The organism is Dactylosporangium aurantiacum (assembly GCF_000716715.1).
In the GTDB taxonomy this organism is placed as follows: domain Bacteria; phylum Actinomycetota; class Actinomycetes; order Mycobacteriales; family Micromonosporaceae; genus Dactylosporangium; species Dactylosporangium aurantiacum.
Genome location: NZ_JNYJ01000018.1, coordinates 40,777 through 58,241, shown reverse-complemented (window position 1 = coordinate 58,241; position 17,465 = coordinate 40,777). Strand labels below are relative to the sequence as shown.

Annotated in this window: 14 protein-coding genes and 1 pseudogene; 5 read left to right on the top strand and 10 right to left on the bottom strand. The window is 72.9% G+C overall.

Annotation, left to right across the window (positions count from 1 at the left end):
- Nucleotides 1-72: 72 nt before the first annotated feature.
- The 3 genes from OP18_RS21070 to OP18_RS21060 all read right to left on the bottom strand — a co-directional run bounded on the left by OP18_RS21070 (nt 73) and on the right by OP18_RS21060 (nt 5,680).
- Complete coding sequence (locus OP18_RS21070; RefSeq protein WP_156089674.1) at nt 73-1,224, bottom strand: hypothetical protein; 1,152 nt, start codon at nt 1,222-1,224, stop codon at nt 73-75.
- Nucleotides 1,221-2,510 (bottom strand): AfsR/SARP family transcriptional regulator, encoded by a 1,290-nt coding sequence (locus tag OP18_RS58675; RefSeq protein ID WP_162189816.1) that lies wholly within the window; start codon nt 2,508-2,510, stop codon nt 1,221-1,223. Before OP18_RS58675 ends, OP18_RS21070 begins: the two co-directional genes overlap by 4 nt.
- A gap of 806 nt (nt 2,511-3,316) precedes the next feature.
- Nucleotides 3,317-5,680 carry an Hsp70 family protein gene (locus OP18_RS21060; RefSeq protein WP_156089672.1) on the bottom strand — a complete coding sequence of 788 codons (2,364 nt, stop codon included), beginning with the start codon at nt 5,678-5,680 and terminating at the stop codon, nt 3,317-3,319.
- A gap of 17 nt (nt 5,681-5,697) precedes the next feature.
- Between OP18_RS21060 and OP18_RS62585 the strand changes: the two are divergent.
- Nucleotides 5,698-5,886 (top strand): annotated as a pseudogene (locus tag OP18_RS62585) (hypothetical protein); the annotation flags it as partial.
- A 245-nt stretch (nt 5,887-6,131) separates the two neighbouring features.
- Here OP18_RS62585 and OP18_RS60720 read toward each other — a convergent pair.
- On the bottom strand, nt 6,132-6,401 hold the full coding sequence (locus tag OP18_RS60720; RefSeq protein WP_033360690.1) for a hypothetical protein: 270 nt from the start codon (nt 6,399-6,401) through the stop codon (nt 6,132-6,134).
- A 1,105-nt stretch (nt 6,402-7,506) separates the two neighbouring features.
- Here OP18_RS60720 and OP18_RS21050 point away from each other — a divergent pair.
- From OP18_RS21050 to OP18_RS21035, 4 genes are all read left to right on the top strand, one after another.
- Complete coding sequence (locus OP18_RS21050) at nt 7,507-8,001, top strand: hypothetical protein (protein WP_156089671.1); 495 nt, start codon at nt 7,507-7,509, stop codon at nt 7,999-8,001.
- Nucleotides 8,002-8,116: 115 nt separating this feature from the next.
- On the top strand, nt 8,117-9,679 hold the full coding sequence (locus OP18_RS21045) for a proton-conducting transporter transmembrane domain-containing protein (protein WP_052387059.1): 1,563 nt from the start codon (nt 8,117-8,119) through the stop codon (nt 9,677-9,679).
- A complete protein-coding gene (locus OP18_RS21040; RefSeq protein ID WP_245635479.1) occupies nt 9,676-12,243 on the top strand; it encodes a DUF2309 domain-containing protein in 2,568 nt (855 codons plus the stop codon). Before OP18_RS21045 ends, OP18_RS21040 begins: the two co-directional genes overlap by 4 nt.
- Nucleotides 12,240-12,563, top strand: a complete 324-nt coding sequence (locus tag OP18_RS21035; RefSeq protein ID WP_033360688.1) for a DUF190 domain-containing protein — start codon at nt 12,240-12,242, stop codon at nt 12,561-12,563. The genes OP18_RS21040 and OP18_RS21035 overlap by 4 nt, the downstream gene beginning before the upstream one ends.
- Here OP18_RS21035 and OP18_RS21030 read toward each other — a convergent pair.
- The 6 genes from OP18_RS21030 to OP18_RS21005 form a co-directional block, all read right to left on the bottom strand.
- The gene (locus OP18_RS21030; RefSeq protein ID WP_052387057.1) at nt 12,551-13,078 is read right to left on the bottom strand and encodes a DUF3995 domain-containing protein; all 528 of its coding nucleotides are present in this window, start codon (nt 13,076-13,078) and stop codon (nt 12,551-12,553) included. The genes OP18_RS21035 and OP18_RS21030 overlap by 13 nt on opposite strands.
- 76 nt (nt 13,079-13,154) lie before the next feature.
- Nucleotides 13,155-13,475: a DMT family transporter gene (locus tag OP18_RS21025; protein WP_033360687.1), complete on the bottom strand. Its 321-nt coding sequence runs from the start codon at nt 13,473-13,475 to the stop codon at nt 13,155-13,157.
- Nucleotides 13,472-14,122: an FMN-dependent NADH-azoreductase gene (locus OP18_RS21020; RefSeq protein WP_052387056.1), complete on the bottom strand. Its 651-nt coding sequence runs from the start codon at nt 14,120-14,122 to the stop codon at nt 13,472-13,474. The genes OP18_RS21025 and OP18_RS21020 overlap by 4 nt, the downstream gene beginning before the upstream one ends.
- A gap of 125 nt (nt 14,123-14,247) precedes the next feature.
- On the bottom strand, nt 14,248-14,823 hold the full coding sequence (locus OP18_RS21015; RefSeq protein WP_245635478.1) for a TetR/AcrR family transcriptional regulator: 576 nt from the start codon (nt 14,821-14,823) through the stop codon (nt 14,248-14,250).
- 750 nt (nt 14,824-15,573) lie between these two features.
- Nucleotides 15,574-16,218 carry a response regulator transcription factor gene (locus OP18_RS21010; RefSeq protein ID WP_033360684.1) on the bottom strand — a complete coding sequence of 215 codons (645 nt, stop codon included), beginning with the start codon at nt 16,216-16,218 and terminating at the stop codon, nt 15,574-15,576.
- Nucleotides 16,206-17,462 carry a sensor histidine kinase gene (locus OP18_RS21005; protein WP_245635477.1) on the bottom strand — a complete coding sequence of 419 codons (1,257 nt, stop codon included), beginning with the start codon at nt 17,460-17,462 and terminating at the stop codon, nt 16,206-16,208. The genes OP18_RS21010 and OP18_RS21005 overlap by 13 nt, the downstream gene beginning before the upstream one ends.
- Between the last annotated feature and the right edge of the window lie 3 nt (nt 17,463-17,465).

The following is a 17,465-nucleotide window of genomic DNA, read 5'->3' as shown; positions in this document are numbered from 1 at the left end:
CAACCGCGTCGATGCCCGATCGCTATCCGGCCAGTACTCCCCCACGGCAGGTCGATGCCCGCGGTGGGGTCGTCACCCGATCCAGTAAGGCGCGTTGTCTTTGACGCCGACCTTGCCGGTGATGCTGATCTCGACGCTGTTGCTGGCTTCGGTCCATTGGCGCGGCTCGAGGATGTCGACGCTCCACTGATACCGCATGACCGCGATCCCGGGTTGTGTGGTGCGCACGCTGATGATGGCCTGCTCGTTGACGGTCAGGGCGATCTTCGGGAGCCGTTCGATGGTCCACGTGGGTGGTTTCGCGATGGGTGACGGCGGGTCGTCCTGGAACGGGCACGTCTCGACGAAGGACCGCCACTGCGGCGTGTACGGGTGGAACTCGTGCTGGGCGGCGCAGGAGGTGATCCGCTCGCGGACCTGCTGCTCGATCAGCGCCTGCAGGTCCGGACGCAGCGCCGGGGTGATGATCGTCGGTGGTGGGTCCTCACCTGCGACAGGCACGGTCACCGCGGTCGCGGCGAACAGCGCGTCAGCGTCGAGGGTGACGGTGTAAGCGCCGGGTGGTGCGAATAGCGGCGGCCGGGATTTCGCGGTGAAGTCGTCGACCGGGCTCGCCGGCACGGTGACACCCGCGACGTGCAGCTCGTCGCTGGCCGCGGTGCGTAGGTCCAGTCGCGCCCCGGGCGGTTTGGTGATCATCCACTGGTGGCCGAGCAGGCCTCTGCGGTACCGGCTGACCCTGACGGTGTCCTCGGCGACGGTACCGCCGATGGTGTACCGGACCTTGAACAGGCGGTGGTCGTCGTCACGGTAAGTGGCGATGATGGCGAGGTCCTGCGGCGCCTGGTAGCCGGTGGTGAGCCCGTCCGCCGTGCACAGCGGACTGGGGTCGCATCCGCCGAGTTCCTTGACCCGCTGCCCGTCGTGGGCGATGAGCGCCGCGAACACCGACCGTACGAGGCCTTCCGGTGATTCGGTCGGTCCGATCCCTGAGCAGCGGACCGCCCCTGCGGCAACGAGGAGCACGACGGCCGCGCCGGCGACGGCACGGATGCCGGGCCGGGCGCGGCGTTTACCGGGTGTGCTACTGCCGGGCGGGCGCATCACTCGAGGCGGTGGTGCAGTCGGTGGCAGCTGCGGATAGCCGGTCGTGTCGTATTCGACGAGCACATCCGGCGGTGCCGGCCTGGCGTTGGCCATGGGGTTGGCCATGGTGTCGGTCATTGCAGTGTCCGTTCTGGCACGGCCGCGCCGGCCGTTGCCGGTTGGGCGAGGCCGACGGCGGTGAGTTCCTCATACAGTCGGGTCGTTGCCGGTTGCGGGGTGTCGCCGCTGGCGGCGAGCCGCTCGTGCAGGGCGTGGTAGACGCGGTGGACGCCGTCGACGTCGCCGGCGGTGGCGTGACGACGCAGCACGTCACGCACGACGGTTTCGTTGTCCGGGGCGAGGCCGGTCGCGCGGTGCAGCAGGGCCAGCGCTGCGCCGTGGTCTGGTTCGCCGGCGGCGAGGTAGGTGAACACGTCGATGCAGTGCCGGGCGGTGGTCTCCCGTGCCGGGTCCAGCCAAGCGCCGGTGAGTCCTTCGGCGAACTCACCGCGGTGCAAGGTTGCCGCCTGCTGCAGCAGCGACCGGCGTGCGGTAGCGCCGGTGGCGGCGTCGGCCGCGTCGAGCAGGTCATGGAACTGCCACAGGTCCACCTCGACATACGCGGGGTCGAGCCGGTAGCTGCTGCCGCCGGCAACGGCGGCGACGCGGCGGATGACGTCGACGCCGGTCGCATGCTGCAGCGTCCGGCGCAGCTCGGACAGGCTGGTGGCGAACCGCCGGGTCCCGGTACGCACCGGCTGCTCTGGCCACAGCGCTGCAGCAAGGTCGTCCCCGGTGCGGCCGCCGCGATCGATGGCGAGGAGCAGCAGCAGGTGCAGGCTTGCGGTCCGCCGCACTGCAACCGGCGTGACGGCGCCGTTAGCCGCGCGGCATGTGAGCGTCACCTGGCCGAGCACGGCGATGTGGAGGCGCCGGGCCGTTCGCGGACCTGCCGCCGCAGCTGGTGCTGGCGGTGTGTCAGCAGGTCCGGACGTGTCGGTGCCGACCGCGGCAGCCCGGACAGGCACTGTCCGCGTCGGGGTGGCGCGTTGCCGTGCAGCGAAGATGACCGCGGCGGCAGCCGCGTCGAGGACCGCGAGCCGTGCGCTGGCGGCGGTGACGGTGCCGTCCGCGTGCACCTGCCACGACGGCAACGATGGAGCAACGCCGGCGGTGACCACGGTCAGGCCGGCACGCCGGCCGCCGCTGCCCGCAGCCAGGTGACCGGTCCGGCCGCGGACGATCAGCACGCGGTGCCCCGCGGCGGCCAGGTTCGCCGCGACGACCGCAACCGTATCCGGGTCATCGACGACGTACAGCCCGGGCACGTCGGTGAGCTCGACGCCGAGCAGCCACCGCAGGTCACCTGCGGTGACCACCACTACCGGACCGTCGATGTTGCCGGCATCGGCGGCGTTGAGCACGGTGACCAGCAGCCCGCGTAGAGCGCTGGGCGCGCCGGCGCCGGTAAGGTGCACCCCACCCGGCGGCAGGTCGGCCAGGTCCAGCCAGCGGCCGTCCGCGACACCGATCGTGACCCGCCCTTCCGCGTCGCCCGATGCGGCACGCTCGGCCAGCCCGGCATGTTCGGCGAGCCCGGCGAGCTCAGCGAGGTCCGGGTCGCTGCGGTGCGCGCCGCGCGGCGGCTGCGGCTGGTAGTGGCGGCGCCGCTGCCCCCAGATCCAGGCAGCGACGGCTCCTGCGGCGGCCGCTGGCAGCGGCAGCCACCCGCTGTCGCCGACGTCGAACCCGCCACCGGCCACCGACGCTGCGCTGTCCGCGCCGCGGCCACCGTCGGCGGGCGACGACGTTGCGACCGGGCCAGCGACTGGGCCAGCGACTGGGCCGCTGGTCGCCGGCGCGGCGGCGGCGCGGACAACGAACCCGTCCAACAGCAGCGCGACTGTGCCGAGCACAGCACTGACCGACGCATACAACGGGGCGGGTGTGCGCAGCCGCCGGCGGGTCGGTTGCCGCACCCGGTCCACGGCCTCGAGGACTCCACCGACGAGCAGCCACCCCCACACCGCCCACGCCGCAGCCACCGCCAGCAGCACGAGCAGCGCTCCGGACAGTGGCTCGTCCACCAACGTCGCCACGTCCGGCGGATCAGCAAGGACCCGCCGAGTCACCACCAACAGCAGCCACGGCATCCCAGCCACGACCAGGACCAGCACCGCCGCCCCGAGCGTCGCGCGCACCAGCTGCCGCACCACCCAACCGAGACCGCTCACCACCCACGCTCCGCAGTCCCGGCCCCAGACTGCGGCTTGGCCGGCGGCGGTGGCGCCCACGCCGCGCCGAAGCCGGCTGCCGCACCTGCTGCAGCGGCCGGTGGACGGTCGGCGGCGGATGGGGCGGGCACCTGCAGCGCGGCACCACCGACCGCAGCGAGGATTCGCCACAGCCACCACCCGGCGACCACCGCACCGAACACCGCAGTGATCAGACCGGTCGACCGCCACGCCAACACCGTCGCGGTCAGCAACGCCAGCGGCACCGCCGTCAGCACTCGAATCCACCCCCGGCGGGCAATCAGCAACGCCACCGCCACACCCAGGCACGCTGCGCCGAGCCGACCGACGGGGCCGATCGGCTGCCGCGGCTCCGTGATGTACTGCTGCAACCACCAGTCGAACAGCCGCAACACGTGCGGGGAGTCCGTCACGTCATAGCCGATCAGGTACCCGCCGACCCCGGCCAATACGACGACGGTGACCGGGAACCGGAACCACGCCTGCCACGATCGCTGCACCAGCAACGGCCTGGCAATGACCAGCAGCCCAGCCACTACCACGGCCGCGGCGACCGGCGTCGCGGCCAGCACCGACCAGCGCAGTAGCGGTCCCGCCGGCACCTCGAACGAGCCGACCGCGATGACGGCGTAACCAACACAGACTCCGAGCCCCACCACCGCCGACGCCGCCAACGCCACCCCATACAGTCGCCGGCCGAGCCGCTCGTCCGGCGGCGTCTCCGGCAGCATCGCGTACCGGGCCATGTGCAGCCACGACGCACCCGCCGCCGTAGCAACGACAGCGAGCACCGCGGCCAGACACAACCCACTCCAGTTGGCCAGCAGCCAGCCCTCCTGGATGGAGCGCAGCGGCCCGTACCGTTGCGTGCCGGACATGAACTGCCCGAACAACGCCACCGAACCCGCCGCCGCCAGGACCGCACCGGCGGCGTCCCGCCCGCTCGGCACCGGCACACCGTCCTCGATCGGGACCGGCTGCTGCACCGCGCCGAGCACCGCCGCCGCATCCGGCTGCGGCACCGTCACCGGCCGCACCCCGACCGCGTCAGCGAACGCGTCAGCGACCACCGGGGACCGCGCTCCCCCACCGACACACACCAGCAGCCCGAGATGCTCACGGCCGACATCGGCCGCCTCGATCGCCTGCACGACTGCGGCAACCGCCCGGTCCAGCACCGCGGCGCCCGCCTGCCGCAGCTGCGGCACACCGAACACCACCTGCCCCGACGCGCCGGGCACGAGCACGGTCGGCGCCGCCGACAACGCCTCCTTCGCCAGCCGTGCCGACACCACCGCCTCCGCAGCAGCCGCCGCCGACACCACACCGTCCGGCGACGTCGGCGGCGAAAGCCACGCCGCCACCGCGGCGTCCATCGCATCACCGCCACCGTCCGACGCCTCGACACCAGCCAGGGCCTCGAAACCGTCACCGGTGCGCGCGAGCACCGACGCGGTGAACCCGGCACCGAGATCGCAGACCGTGACGATCGCCTGCTCAGGCAGGTCGGCCCCACCAGCCAGCAGATGCCAGCCAACCGCGACCGGCGCCGCAACCAGCTCCGCGTCAGCGGCACCGGCCCGCTGCAACGCGGTGCGCAACGCACCCCGCCGACGCGGACCCCACGCCCCCGCTGTCACGACCCGCACCACCCCCACCGGCGAACCAGCAGCGTGCACCGCCCCGGCCAACGCCACCCGCAGCAGCGCCGCAACCAGATCCGCCGTCTGCACCACGACGCCACCTGCCTCGACGGTGTCCGCGGTCAACCGCCCCATCGGGTCGGCGATGTACCCCTCCGGACGCTGCCGAGCCCGGCGCATCGCGGCAGCCCCGGTCAGCAGGCTGCCGTCCGGTTCTACCTGCACACCGGACGGCAACCACAACTCGCGCTCGAACCGCACCAGCTGCACCACACCGTCGGCATCGGCGTAGGCCACCTTCATCCGGGCGGCCCCGATGTCCACAGCAACCACCACACCGACACGCAAAGACATAGACGTATCTTTACCTATCGAACTTGCGCCGTGTGACCCGGCTATCACGCCACGCAAGAGGAGCGGCGCATTACAACTCCCGCGCTGAGCTGCACGGCCGCGAGACAGACAACCTCCGAACCCCGGCACCTTGTCCTGATCCTCGACCGCGGGCAGGCGCGACTGCTCGACGGCGCCGCTGACACCTTGCTGCCCGCACCGACCAGTGCCTTCCCGATGCACGCCAGTCGTCGAGCGGTGACCCGTGAACGCAGTCGGGACAGCCGTCCCGGTCGGCACCCGGATCCCGACGACTTGTTGCGACACGTCGATGCCGCCCTCGGCGCCTACCAACACCTGCACCTGCGCCGTTGGTCCTCGTGGACGACGACCGCACCACCGCGGGGTTCCAGCGCATCTCCACCAACTGCGCCCGGCTGGCCGGTGTCGTCCGTGCCGAACCTATCGGCATTGACCGCCACGAACTGGCCTTCCGAGTACGTGGCGTCCTCAACGATTATCTGCGTCGTCGGCGGCATGAAGCGCTCACGCTGCTCGCACGGCGCGACGCCGCGGGCCGGGTGGCATCCGGGATGCCGGCCGCATGGCTGGCGGCCCGCACCCAACGCCCCGAAGTGCTCGTCGTATCCCCCGCGCCGCCCGTCCCCGCCCCGACGCCGGTGGCACCGCAAGCTCGGCGGCTGAGCTTGGGGTTACCCGATCGTGCGCGCCGGCCAGGTGGGCCTTGGCTGTGTCGTGCCCCGATCGACCTGGGCTGCCGAGGCCAGCGCCGAAAGTGCTCGAGTCGTGGTGCTCAGCCGGCGGGGGCGGGCTCGGTGGGCACCGACAGCACGGTGCTGCCGAGATCGGCGATGACGGCCGAGCCGGGCGGGACGGCGTCCGTCGCACTGAGCAGTGTTCGTTGCCCGGTCGCCACCTCGTCGGCGGTGCTGACGAGCGCTTCGGTGACGATCCAGGTCCATCGCGGGTCGCGGATGCAGATGCGGATGGCGCTGCGCTGGCCGGCGAGCAGCAGCGCCATCGGATCGGGCGGTGGACGCTCGCCGCGCAGTTCGACGACCACCGGACGACCATGCGCCCTGATGGTGAGGGCGGCCATCGCGGTCGGCAGCGCGGGAACGTCGTCGTAGCGCGGCGTTTCCAGCGTCGCCGTCTTCGACCAGGCCGACGCCGGTGCTGCCCACCCAGTTCCAACGGGTCGCGACCACGATCAAAGCGACCGTTCCGCGACGCCGAGCACCTGGAGGTCACGGTTCCCTGCCGCCGCCGGGGCGCTGGCCGCGATCGTCCAATCGCCGTGCACGGCCGGGCCCGGATGACGAACGCCTCCGCTCCGGCACGACCTGACGCGGGTGGTGGCGTGCGCCGGTGCAGCGTAACGTCGACCAGGGGCATCGGCGCCGGCAGCATCCAGCCGGGAGCGACGAGCAGCTGGTCATCGACAGCGTCGCCACACTGGGGTACAGACTGGCGGCCAGCGCGGTGAACTCGCCGCGCCGGCCGCCGTCGAGGTGGGCCCCGCGCGGAGCGCCATCACCGATGATCGCCCGTCGGCGCGTCGGAGGGTTCCGAGAGCGTCGGAACCTCCGAGGGCGCGCCGGCAACGTCGGCGATGCTGACGCCGATGCACCAGCACGCGGTGATCACGGACCGGCACCGTTGCGCAGCCTTACCGTCGCCGTAGCCGTGCGACGCGACTACGTTGCCGGCGCCGAACGTGACGCCGGCGATGTCGAGTCGTTCCCCTCGGTGCCGAAGTACCAGCCGAAGAGGCCGCAGCTGGCGGCGATGACCAGCAGGACGGCTGGAGTAGCCCAGGACACCGATGCATGGGCTCTCCATGGAGTCCAACGTTGAGGCCCGGCACCACCACCGGGATCCGTCCGGGCCCGGCAGGCGGTGACCAGCGGCTCCACGGCAAGCGGCCCGCACAGCGCGGCGACCTGCGCAGCTCAGCCGCCGGCGTGGCACCCGCCCGCCACCCATCCGGTCGCCGTCCACCCGGCCGCTGCCGGCCGCACACCGCCACCACGGCATGACGCAGCCCTACATGTGACTTACGTATCACGAATTTTGTTTCGCGTATTCGTTCACATGTTATGCGTTTCGTGCGATCGTGATGCCAGCCCGGGCGACTGCCGAGTCGCCGGGACATGGAGGAGGCGACCGTGGACGAGATGGCGTACGCCGAGAGGCCGGCCCCACCGCTGCGGCAGTGCGAGTACCAGCCGGCCCCCGGCTCCGGATCCCCGCCGCCGTGCTGGCTGCGTACGGCAAGCGCCCGCCAGCGCATGGAGCTCGCGCTGGGCACCCTGCGCCGGTACGGGGTGAGGACCGTGCCCGCCCACGGCGACTCCGTCGCCGCGGCACGGCAGCAGATCGAGCAGGCGGCGCATCAGCGGTACCCCGGCGAGCTGGTGTCCTATCTGTTCTGGACCGCCACCGCGGACCGGGCCGCCTTTGCCGCCGACGGCAGTCTCCAGGCGGATCTCACCGTGCACTACAGCACCGACGCCACGGTGGCCGTCAAGGCAGCGCTGACCATCGCCGGGCTCGAGCACCGACCGGGGCCGGACCCGCAGTCGGTGACCATCGTCGCCTCGACCGGCGCCGACGACGAACGCCGGCGCTCGGAACTGGATCCGGCCAGCTGCCCGAGCTGACCGAGACGTCGACAGCTCACCCAACCGGCCGGCGCCTGCGCGGCGCGCCCGGTGTGCCTGGCCGCCGCCCACGTACTACACCCCATCGATGCAGGGATGAGGTCGCATGTTGTCAATGCTGTTGATCGCCGTAGTGCTGCTGCCGGGCGTGGTCAGCCTCGCGGTGGTGGTCGCCCGCGGCCGGGCGGCACGACCGATCGGCGCCGTGGGCGCCGGCGTCGCGGCGGCGTTGTTCGCCTGCACGATGGTGCTCACCGCCGCGGTTGTCACGCACGGCCCGGTCCAGGCGGTGGTCGGTCGGGACCCGGGCACCGCGTGGTTCGGTTGGTACGCCGACCGGTCGGCCGCACTGTTGCTGATGCTCGTGGCGGGCGTCAGCGCGATGGCTCAGGCGTTCGCCGGCCGGTACCTCAGCGGCGACCGCGGCCGCGGCTGGTTCGTTGCCGCGACCGGGCTGCTGACCTGCGGCTCGGGCACGCTGGTCACCGGGGCGACCCTGGTGAGCGTCGCGGCCGGCTGGACCGCCACCGGCGTCGGCCTGGTGCTGCTCCTGCGCACCTACCCGCAGCTGCCGTCGGCGCGCGACGGCGCCCGGCGCGCCCTGCGGACATTCCTCGTCGGCGACGCCGCCCTGTGGACCGGGGTCGCCGCCGCCACACTGCGGTGGGGACCGGTCGATCTGCGCCACGACACGCCGCCGGCAGCGTCCGGCGAGGGCGGGTGGGCGGCGGTGATCACCGCACTGCTCGTCGTGGCAGCCCTCACCCGCTGCGCGCAGGTGCCATGGCACCGGTGGCTGCCGGCGAGCCTGGCCGCGCCCACCCCGGTGTCCGCGCTCCTGCACGCGGGAGTGGTGAACGGCGGCGGCGTCCTGCTTCTGCGCAGCGCCGCGATCACCGACGGCGCCCCGGCGATCCTGTTCCTCGCCGTCGCGTCCGGCGCGGCGAGCCTGGTCTACGGCACGGCCATGATGCTGGTCCGGCCCGACGTGAAGGGAAGCCTGGCGTACTCGACGATCGGCCAGATGGGTTTCATGATCATGACCGCCGGGTTGGGGTGGCACGCCATCACGGTGTTGCACATCGTCGGGCATGGTCTGTACAAGGCGGCCCTGTTTCTCGGGTCGGGCTCCGCGGTGGAACGGCACGCGCGGCAGATCCCGTACGAGGCGGCACGGCCGGGGCGGGTGCGTGCCCTCCGCCTGGCCGCCGCACTGATGACGGCGATCGCCGTCGCCGGTGCCGAGGCCTGGCGGCCCTACCCCGGCGGTCCGGCGCTGGCGGTCTTCGTCTGGGCCAGCGCGACGACCGTGTGCTGGGGCTGGCTGCGCCGCCGCGCCACACCGGCCGGGGCGCTCGGCATCACCGCCACCGTGGCCATGGCCGCCTTCGCGTACGTGGCGATCGCACACGCGGCCACCGTGCTGCTCGCCCTACCGGACCGCGAGCTGCCGGGCGCCGGCATCGTGACCGCGGCCGTCGCGGCCGCCGCGGCCGCCGTCGGCGTCCTTCGCCACCGCGGCAGCGGCGCCCTGGCCTCCTGGCACAAGACCATCTACACGAACCTGCTCACGGCCGACCGCGGCCGGCGGCTGCGGCCGGCGCCGGCCCGGCACGGCGACGCCGTGGCGCGGTCGCGCACCATCACCGACCCGATCACCGTAGGGACCCTGTCATGACGATGTCGACGCGGGCCGGTGCACCGGCGGCCCACACCACGCTCCGCAGCACCGTCGCATTGGCTGCGCGGATCCTGCCGGTGCACCATCCGCTGCACTCGTTCATCGCCGTCAACCCGTTGCACGGCCTGGAGACGCTCCCGTTCGCCGATGCCGTCGCACGCAGCGGCGAATGGTACGGCGCGCGCGGCATCCCGTCCGACGAGGTGTTCCGGACCGCATACCGGGCGGGGCGCATCACCGACGCCGACGTGACCGCGGCGTTGGTGCACCGCTACCCCGACCTGGCGTCGGTCCCACCGGTGCGCATCGACCACACGTGGGTGGCTGTGTCGGACCTGCTGCGCCTGGAGCTGCTGACCGCGGCGCCGGCCGGGCGCCCTCGTCGAGGTCACCACACCCGCAGCGAACACGGCGCACCGGCAGTGGCCCGGACCGTCGACACGTACACCACCCGCTGGTGCGCCGCCTTCCTCAGCGACGGTGCCGCCTGGCCGATGCCCGGTGCCACGGGCCGCTTCTACGCGGCGTGGCGCGACCTGGCGTTCCGGGACACGACGCTGCCCAGGGCCGTGCGCGCCGCCCTGCGTGGGCTGCCCGAGCGCGCGGAGGATGCCCTCGCCGCGGCGCTGGAACGGCTCGGCGTCGCCTCGCACGAGCGGCTGGCATACCTGCGCGCGGACCTGACCCGCATGCCCGGCTGGGCCGCGCACGTGCGCTGGCACGGCGAGCACGAGGGACGGATCGACCTGGTCGAGTACCTGGCGATGCGACTCACCTACGAGTCGCTCCTGCTGTCCTCGACCGACGCGCCGTCCTCGACCGACGCGACCCCGGCGCCGCAGGTGCCGCAGCCGCCGCCGGCACCGCGGCAGCGCGTCGCGGCGCTCGCCGCCCAGCTCGGCGCCCGGGCCACCGACGAACAGCTTGCCGTGGCGGCCGCCGCCGTCGCGAACTATCCCGCTCCCCCGGCGGGCCTGCTGTGGCTGGAGGCCTACGAGCACCACTATCGCGACCGGCTGCTGCGCCGACTGTCCGGGGCGGGGTCGCCGCCGTCGCCGCACCGGCCGGCCGCCCAGGTCGTGTGCTGCATCGACGTGCGGGCCGAGGGCCTGCGCCGGCACCTGGAGGCGCAGGGGGACTACGAGACCTACGGGTTCGCCGGGTTCTTCGCCATGTCGATCAGCTTCGGCGACCTTGACGGGGCCGTCCAACCGGCGCTGTGCCCGGCGCTGGTCTCGCCGGCCCACCACGTCGTCGAACGGCCGGCGATCACGGCGGCGGCCCGGCGGCACCGGCGGGGCCGCCGGAGCATGGCCGCGGCCTCGGACGCGTTCCACGCCGCCAAGGACGCCCCGGTGAGCCCCTTCGCCATGGCTGAGTTCGCCGGCTGGGCGGCGGGTCCGCTCGCCGCCGCCCGGACCGCGCTGCCTGCCACCACCGCGCGCCTGCGCCGGCGCATGCTGCGCGTCATCGCCCCGTCCGCGCCCACCCTGCTCGACGTCAACGAGACCGTGCCGCTCGAGCAGCGACTGTTGTACGCCCAGGCACTGCTCGGCACCGTCGGGCTGTCAGGCCGCCTCGCCCGGGTGGTGGTGCTCTGCGCGCACGGCAGCACCACCGAGAACAACCCGTACCAGGCGGCCCTGGACTGCGGCGCATGTGGCGGGCACCGGGGTGGCCCCAACGCGCGCACCGCGGCCGCCGTGGTGAACGACCCAGAGGTCCGCGACGGTCTGGCGGCACGCGGCTTGGTGATCCCGTCCGACAGCTGGTTCGTGGCGGCCGAGCACGACACCACCACCGATCGCGTCACGGTCCTGGACCCCCACACCGTTCCCGGCAGCCACCGCGACGCCGTGGCGGCGGTGTCGCGGGATCTCGCCCGGGCGGGCGACGCCCTCGCCGTCGAGCGCGGTGCCGCGCTGCCCGAGCTCGCGCACCGCGGCAGCCGTTCCGGTCGCCGGGTGCTGCGCCAGGTCAGGACCCGCGCGGATGACTGGGCCCAGGTGTACCCGGAGTGGGGGCTCGCGGGCAACGCGGCATTCATCGCCGGTCCGCGCTCGATGACCCGCGGACTCGACCTGCAGCGCCGGGTCTTCCTGCACTCCTACGACGCGGACGCCGACACCGACGGCACCGCCCTGGAGACGATCCTCACCGCGCCGCTCATCGTCGCGCAGTGGATCAACGCCCAGTACTTCGCCTCCACCGTCGAGCCCGAGATCTTCGGCGCCGGGACGAAGACCGTCCACAACGCCGTCGGCGGCGCGGGTGTCCTCTCCGGACACGAGGGCGACCTCCGCCTCGGCCTGCCATGGCAGTCCGTCGCGCACGGCGAACGGCTCGTCCACGAACCGATGCGGCTGCTCGCCGTCATCCAGGCGCCGCTCGACCGCGTCGAGATGATCATTCAACGCAATCCGGCCCTGCACCGCCTGACCACCCACCAATGGATCACCCTCGTCGCCCGGGAGCATCCCGGCCGGCCATGGCAGCGCCACACCCCGCACGGCTGGCAACCGTGGACCCGAACGAACCCGCTGGATCAGGAGACCCGATGAACCGGACCGGCCTCACCCGCATGATCAAAATCGACGTCGTCGTAGCCGGTGAGGAGGTCGCCAACGTGAAGGCCCTCATCCAGGCGGCCGGAGCAACCGGATACACCGCCCTGAGCGGCGTGTCCGGCCTGGGCCACCACGGGCCCCATCAAGGGAGGCTGCTGTTCAACCAGCAGGCAACGCTGCACCTGCTCATCACGGTGATCCCCGAGGAACAAGCCGATGCGCTGATCACCGGCCTGCGGGAGCTGCTGGACCACACCTCCGGCGTCATGTTCGTCTCCGACACCTACGTCAGCCGGCCGGACTACTTCCGCTGAGCGCCCACCGCGTCGGGGTGCCGGTCAGCGCGAGCCGCCCGAGCGGCGATCAGCAGCAGCACTCCCCAGACGAGGAACCACGGCTCCCACAGCAGGAGCCGCCACCACAGGACGGTCGAGGTCCACGGCACGTCCGGGGTGACCAGACCGGTGGCGACCAGCAGCACAGCACCGGTTTGGAGTCCCCCGTACGCGATGAGCAGGGCGGCGGCCGACAGGGCCAGCACCCGAAGCGGCCGGCGGGGGATCCGCCGGCCCCAGGGTCGAACCAGCGCGAGCGCCAGCAGCGCCACGGCCAGTTTCGCCACGATGGCGACCACGTTGGCCAGCAGTACCGTTCGGTCGCCGCTGCGGGCCATCTCCTCGATGCGGCCTCCGAGCGTGTGCAACCCGGCGGTGCCACCGGCCGCCCAGAAGCTGTTGACGGCGGCGAACAGCGCGGCGCACGCCGCCGCCGCGTACGCGGCGGTCCGTCCACGGCGATCGCCGACGTGCGGTCGTGGTTTCGCTGTCATGGGTCTCCAACTGCCGAACCGTCGGGTGCTGCCGGCGAGCGACAGCCGCTGGGAGCAACCAGGCAAGCGCTTCGGGTCATTCCCCGGTGGCGAGCCGGGCGGCGATGATCCCGGCGACGATCAGCGCCAGGGCGAGCAGGCGCAACGGGGACACCGGGTCGTCGTGGACGACCACGCCGAGGGTGATCGCGCCTACCGCGCCGATGCCGGTGAAGACGGCGTAGGCGGTGCCGACGGGCAGGGTCTGCATCGCCCGGGACAGCAGATAGACGGCGGCGACGCCCAGGACGAAGCACAGTGCGGTGGGCCACGGCCGGGTGAAGTTCTGTGTCGGTCTGATGCTCTGCGACCAGACGATCTCCACCAGCCCGGCGAGCACGAGCACGAGCCAGTTCATTGGACGTCTCCCCCGGCGGCCTCCCACGCGGCGGCCTCCCACGCGGCGGCGAGGGAGGCTTCGTGGAGCTCACGGAAGCCGGCGAGCGTCGGGTCGATGAGCGCGTTGACCATCTCGACCGTGAGGAACCTGACCGTGTGGATGCCGAAGTGACCGGCGAGGAAGTCCCGCAGGTAGCGCTCATGATGGTCGAAGGGTTCGCGTGGCGTGCCGGGACCGTACGAGCCGCCGCGGGCACCGGCGACCACGACGCGCGCGTCGAGCCGGGCGCGGGGGAAGGTGACCTGGTCGATCCATGCCTTGAGGCTCGCCGGCACGGAGTAGTTGTACATCGGCACGCCCAGGAGCAGCTCGTCGGCGTCGACCAGCTCGGTGAGCAGCGGTTCGACGACCTTCCACGCCCGGCGTTGCGCGTAGGTGCGCGGCACGTCGGCCAGCCGCTGCGGGTCGGTGATGCCCTCAGCGAGGACGATGTCGCAGATCTGCGTCCACGCCTCGTCGATGCACGGCACCGGCTCCGCGACCAGGTCCCGGTACGTGTAGCGGCCGTCTGGGTGCGCGGCCCGCCAGGCCTCGGCGTAGCGGGCGCTCAACCGCCGGGAGAAGCCCTCGCGCCGGGCGGATGAGTCCAGGTGCAGCAGGTGCATGATCGAAACTCCTTAAGTGGACGCCGTGTCCACTTAAAGAGCCTAACGCTGCCACGTCGCGCCGTCCACGGGCGTGGGCGTGCGACGTGGTGACGTCAGTTACCCGGTCTCGCCGGCCGGCGGACTCAGGTCGACGACAGCAGCCGATGCGCCAACGACGTCAGCGACGCGCTGATCCGCTCGCGGGACAGGCCGCGCTGGACTCGCTGGAACCGGTAAAGATCCGGCGCGAGCGGCGCGAGCAGCACATCGGCCAGAATCTCCGGATCGGACGTCCCCGCGGCCACCAGCAGCGTGTGCACATGCGCCCGCCAGAAACCGTACGCGCCGGTCGTGTACCGCACCTGCCCGATCTCCGCCCCCAGCGCCAGGTGGCCGTGCCGCTCGAGCAGCACCGTCATCGCGTCGTAGAACGCGGCCAACCGCTCGGCGGGCGTCGCACCCGGACCCAACGGGGGCGCACCACGCAGCAGCTCCTCCTGCAGGACACGCTCGTGCTGATCCAACAGTGCGACCGCGATCGCAGCCCTGTCGGGATACCGCCGGTACAGGGTCGCCCGCCCCACCCCCGCCGCCCGGGCGATGTCCTCCATCGTCACCTTGTCCGGGTCGCGCGTCGCGAACAGGTGTTCCGCCGCGCTCAGCACAAGCGCACGGTTACGGGCGGCGTCCGCGCGTTCCCCGGTTCCACCAGCAGCCACGTGTACCACCGTACCGACGTCCATTGAATTTCCGAGCCGCGCCGCCACCGCGCCGTGGGCCACGGCGGCGAAAGGTGACGGCAGACGACGGCGGCGACGGCAGACCCGCTCCCAGGAACGCAACGATCGCTTCCGACCGATGCTGATCCTCCAACCCGTCCTACTCGCCGACACTGTCCCCCACCGACATACACCCGATCATCGCGCTGGACTTGACCGGCAGCGGCGCTCGGACGGCCCGACATGAGCCTGAAGCCCAGCAGGGTGGGGCCGAATCTGACGAGCGCGTGACTTCCTCGCCCCGAGCGTCGGCGTCCGCCCGTTCCGCCGCTGTGGTCACCGCGATGTCCCTTCGCCTGCTGTCGATCGCGGTTCATCGGGTCAGGATGTCGACGTCGCGCAGTCGCGGGTTGGCGGTGTGCACCTCGACGGTCTCGGCGATCCGTCGCGGCCGAGGAGGCGGTACCCGCCGGCGCGAAGCCGGCAGGCGACCTCACCCGGCCCACCGGACGGGCCCCTCCGCCTCGACCGCCGCGGTGTCCGCCTCGACGAACCATTCCAGCGCGTCCAGCAGCGGCCGCACCGATGCGGAGGTCTCCTCGGCACGGTCGGTCAGCCCATAGAGCTCGCAGGTAGCGGCCAGCGAGCATCACCTCGGCGGTCCCCGGCCGAGCTCCAGCAGCGCGATCCGGCCGTCCAGCCGCGCCAGACAAGCGCGGGCGGCGCGTTCGGCAGCTGAGCCGACAACGGTCAGCTGTTGAGGTAGGTGAGGACGGCGCGGACGCGGCGGTGGGCGTCGTCGTCCGGGGGGAGGTCGAGTTTGGCGAAGATGTTCGTGATGTGCTTCTCGACCGAGGCGGGGGCCAGGACCAACGTCGTGCAGATGGCGGTGTTCGACAGGCCCTGGGCCATGAGGTGCAGGACCTCGCGCTCGCGGGGGGTGAGGCCTTCCACGCCGTGGTTGCGGGCGTTGCGGGTGAAGAGCTGCCGGACGACCTCGGGGTCCAGGGCGGTGCCGCCGGCGGCGACGCGGTCGACCGCGTCGAGGAACTCGTCCAGGTCGGTGACGCGGTCCTTGAGCAGGTACCCGACGCCGCCGCGGCCGTCGGCGAGCAGGTCGGCGGCGTAGGCGCGTTCGACGTACTGCGACACGATGAGGACCTTCGTGGACGGGTCGGCGGCGCGCAGCCGCAGGGCGGCGCGGAGGCCTTCGTCGCGGAAGCCTGGTGGCAGGCGGACGTCGACGATCGACAGGTCCGGCTGGTGCGCTGCGACGGCGGCGACGAGGGCGTCGGCGGTGTCCACGGCGGCGACGACCGTGTGGCCGGTGTCGGTCAGCAGGCGGATCATGCCGTCGCGGAGCAGGAGCAGGTCTTCGGCGATCACGATGCGCATGGCAGCTCCGCGTGCAGGACGGTGGGCCCGCCGGGCGGGCTGGACAGGGTGAGGGTGCCGTCGAGGGCCTCGACGCGGCGGCGCAGGCCGTCGATGCCGGTGCCGTTGGGGTCGGCGCCGCCGCGGCCGTCGTCGGTGACGGTGACGTGCACGGTGTCGCCGGTACGGCGGACGTCGACGGCCCCGGTCGACGCCGATGCGTGTTTGGCGGCGTTGGTGAGGCCTTCGGCGACGACGAAGTAGGCGGCGGACTCGACGGCGGCCGGGTACCGCTCGCCGCTCGAAACACCATCCAGCGTGACCGGGAACGGGCTGTCGCCGGCGAGGGCGGCGACCGCGGCGTGCAGGCCGCGGTCGGTGAGGATCGGCGGGTGGATGCCGCGCACGAGGCGGCGCAGCTCGGCGAGGGCGTCGTCGAGCTGGCGGCGGGCCAGGGCGACGTCGGGTGCGGCGTCGCCGTCGGTGCGCAGCTTGCGGGCGGCCAGGGCGAGTGTGATGCCGGCGGCGACGATGCGGGCCTGCGCGCCGTCGTGCAGGTCGCGTTCGATGCGGCGCAGCTCGGCGGCCTGGGCGTCGACGACCCGACGGCGGGTCTCGGCGAGGCGGGACGCCTGCTCGACGAGCCGGCGGTGTTCGCCCGGTGCGAGCAGGGCCCTGGCCAGCCGGGCGAGGGCGGTCGCGGCGGTACGGACGAACCAGGCGGCGACGGGAAGCAGCGCCAGGCCGAGCACGGTGAGCCCGAACCGCCCCGGGACGGTGGTCATGAGCGGCTTCATCGGCCACGGTGCGTGCGGGTTCGGCACCGCCCACGCCCACAGCGGCGCGACGATCGAGGCGAGGTCGACGATCGCCACGACCAGGCCGGCGACGCCACCGGCCAGGCCGAGCGGGAACAGCACGACCAGCCAGGCCAGATCCCGCCAGGTGGCCGGCTGGGCCGCGACACCGGCGACCCGCGAGCGCCACGTGGCGGGCCACCCGTCAACCCCGGCGGCACCGGTCGCCGGCACGTACGGCGCCGCGATCGGTGCGCCGAGCACCCACCCGGCCCGGCGCCGCTCCACGGACGCCAGCGCCCGGGTGACCCAGGCCGCGCCGAGGAACGCGGGCCCGCCGAGCTGCGTGACGGCGAGCACCGTGACGACCACCGTGGCGGCGAGGCTCCAGACGAACCCGACCACCCCGGCGATCGGCGCGGTCGCCAGGTACGCCAGCGGCCGCACCGAACCCATGATCTTGCGCATCGT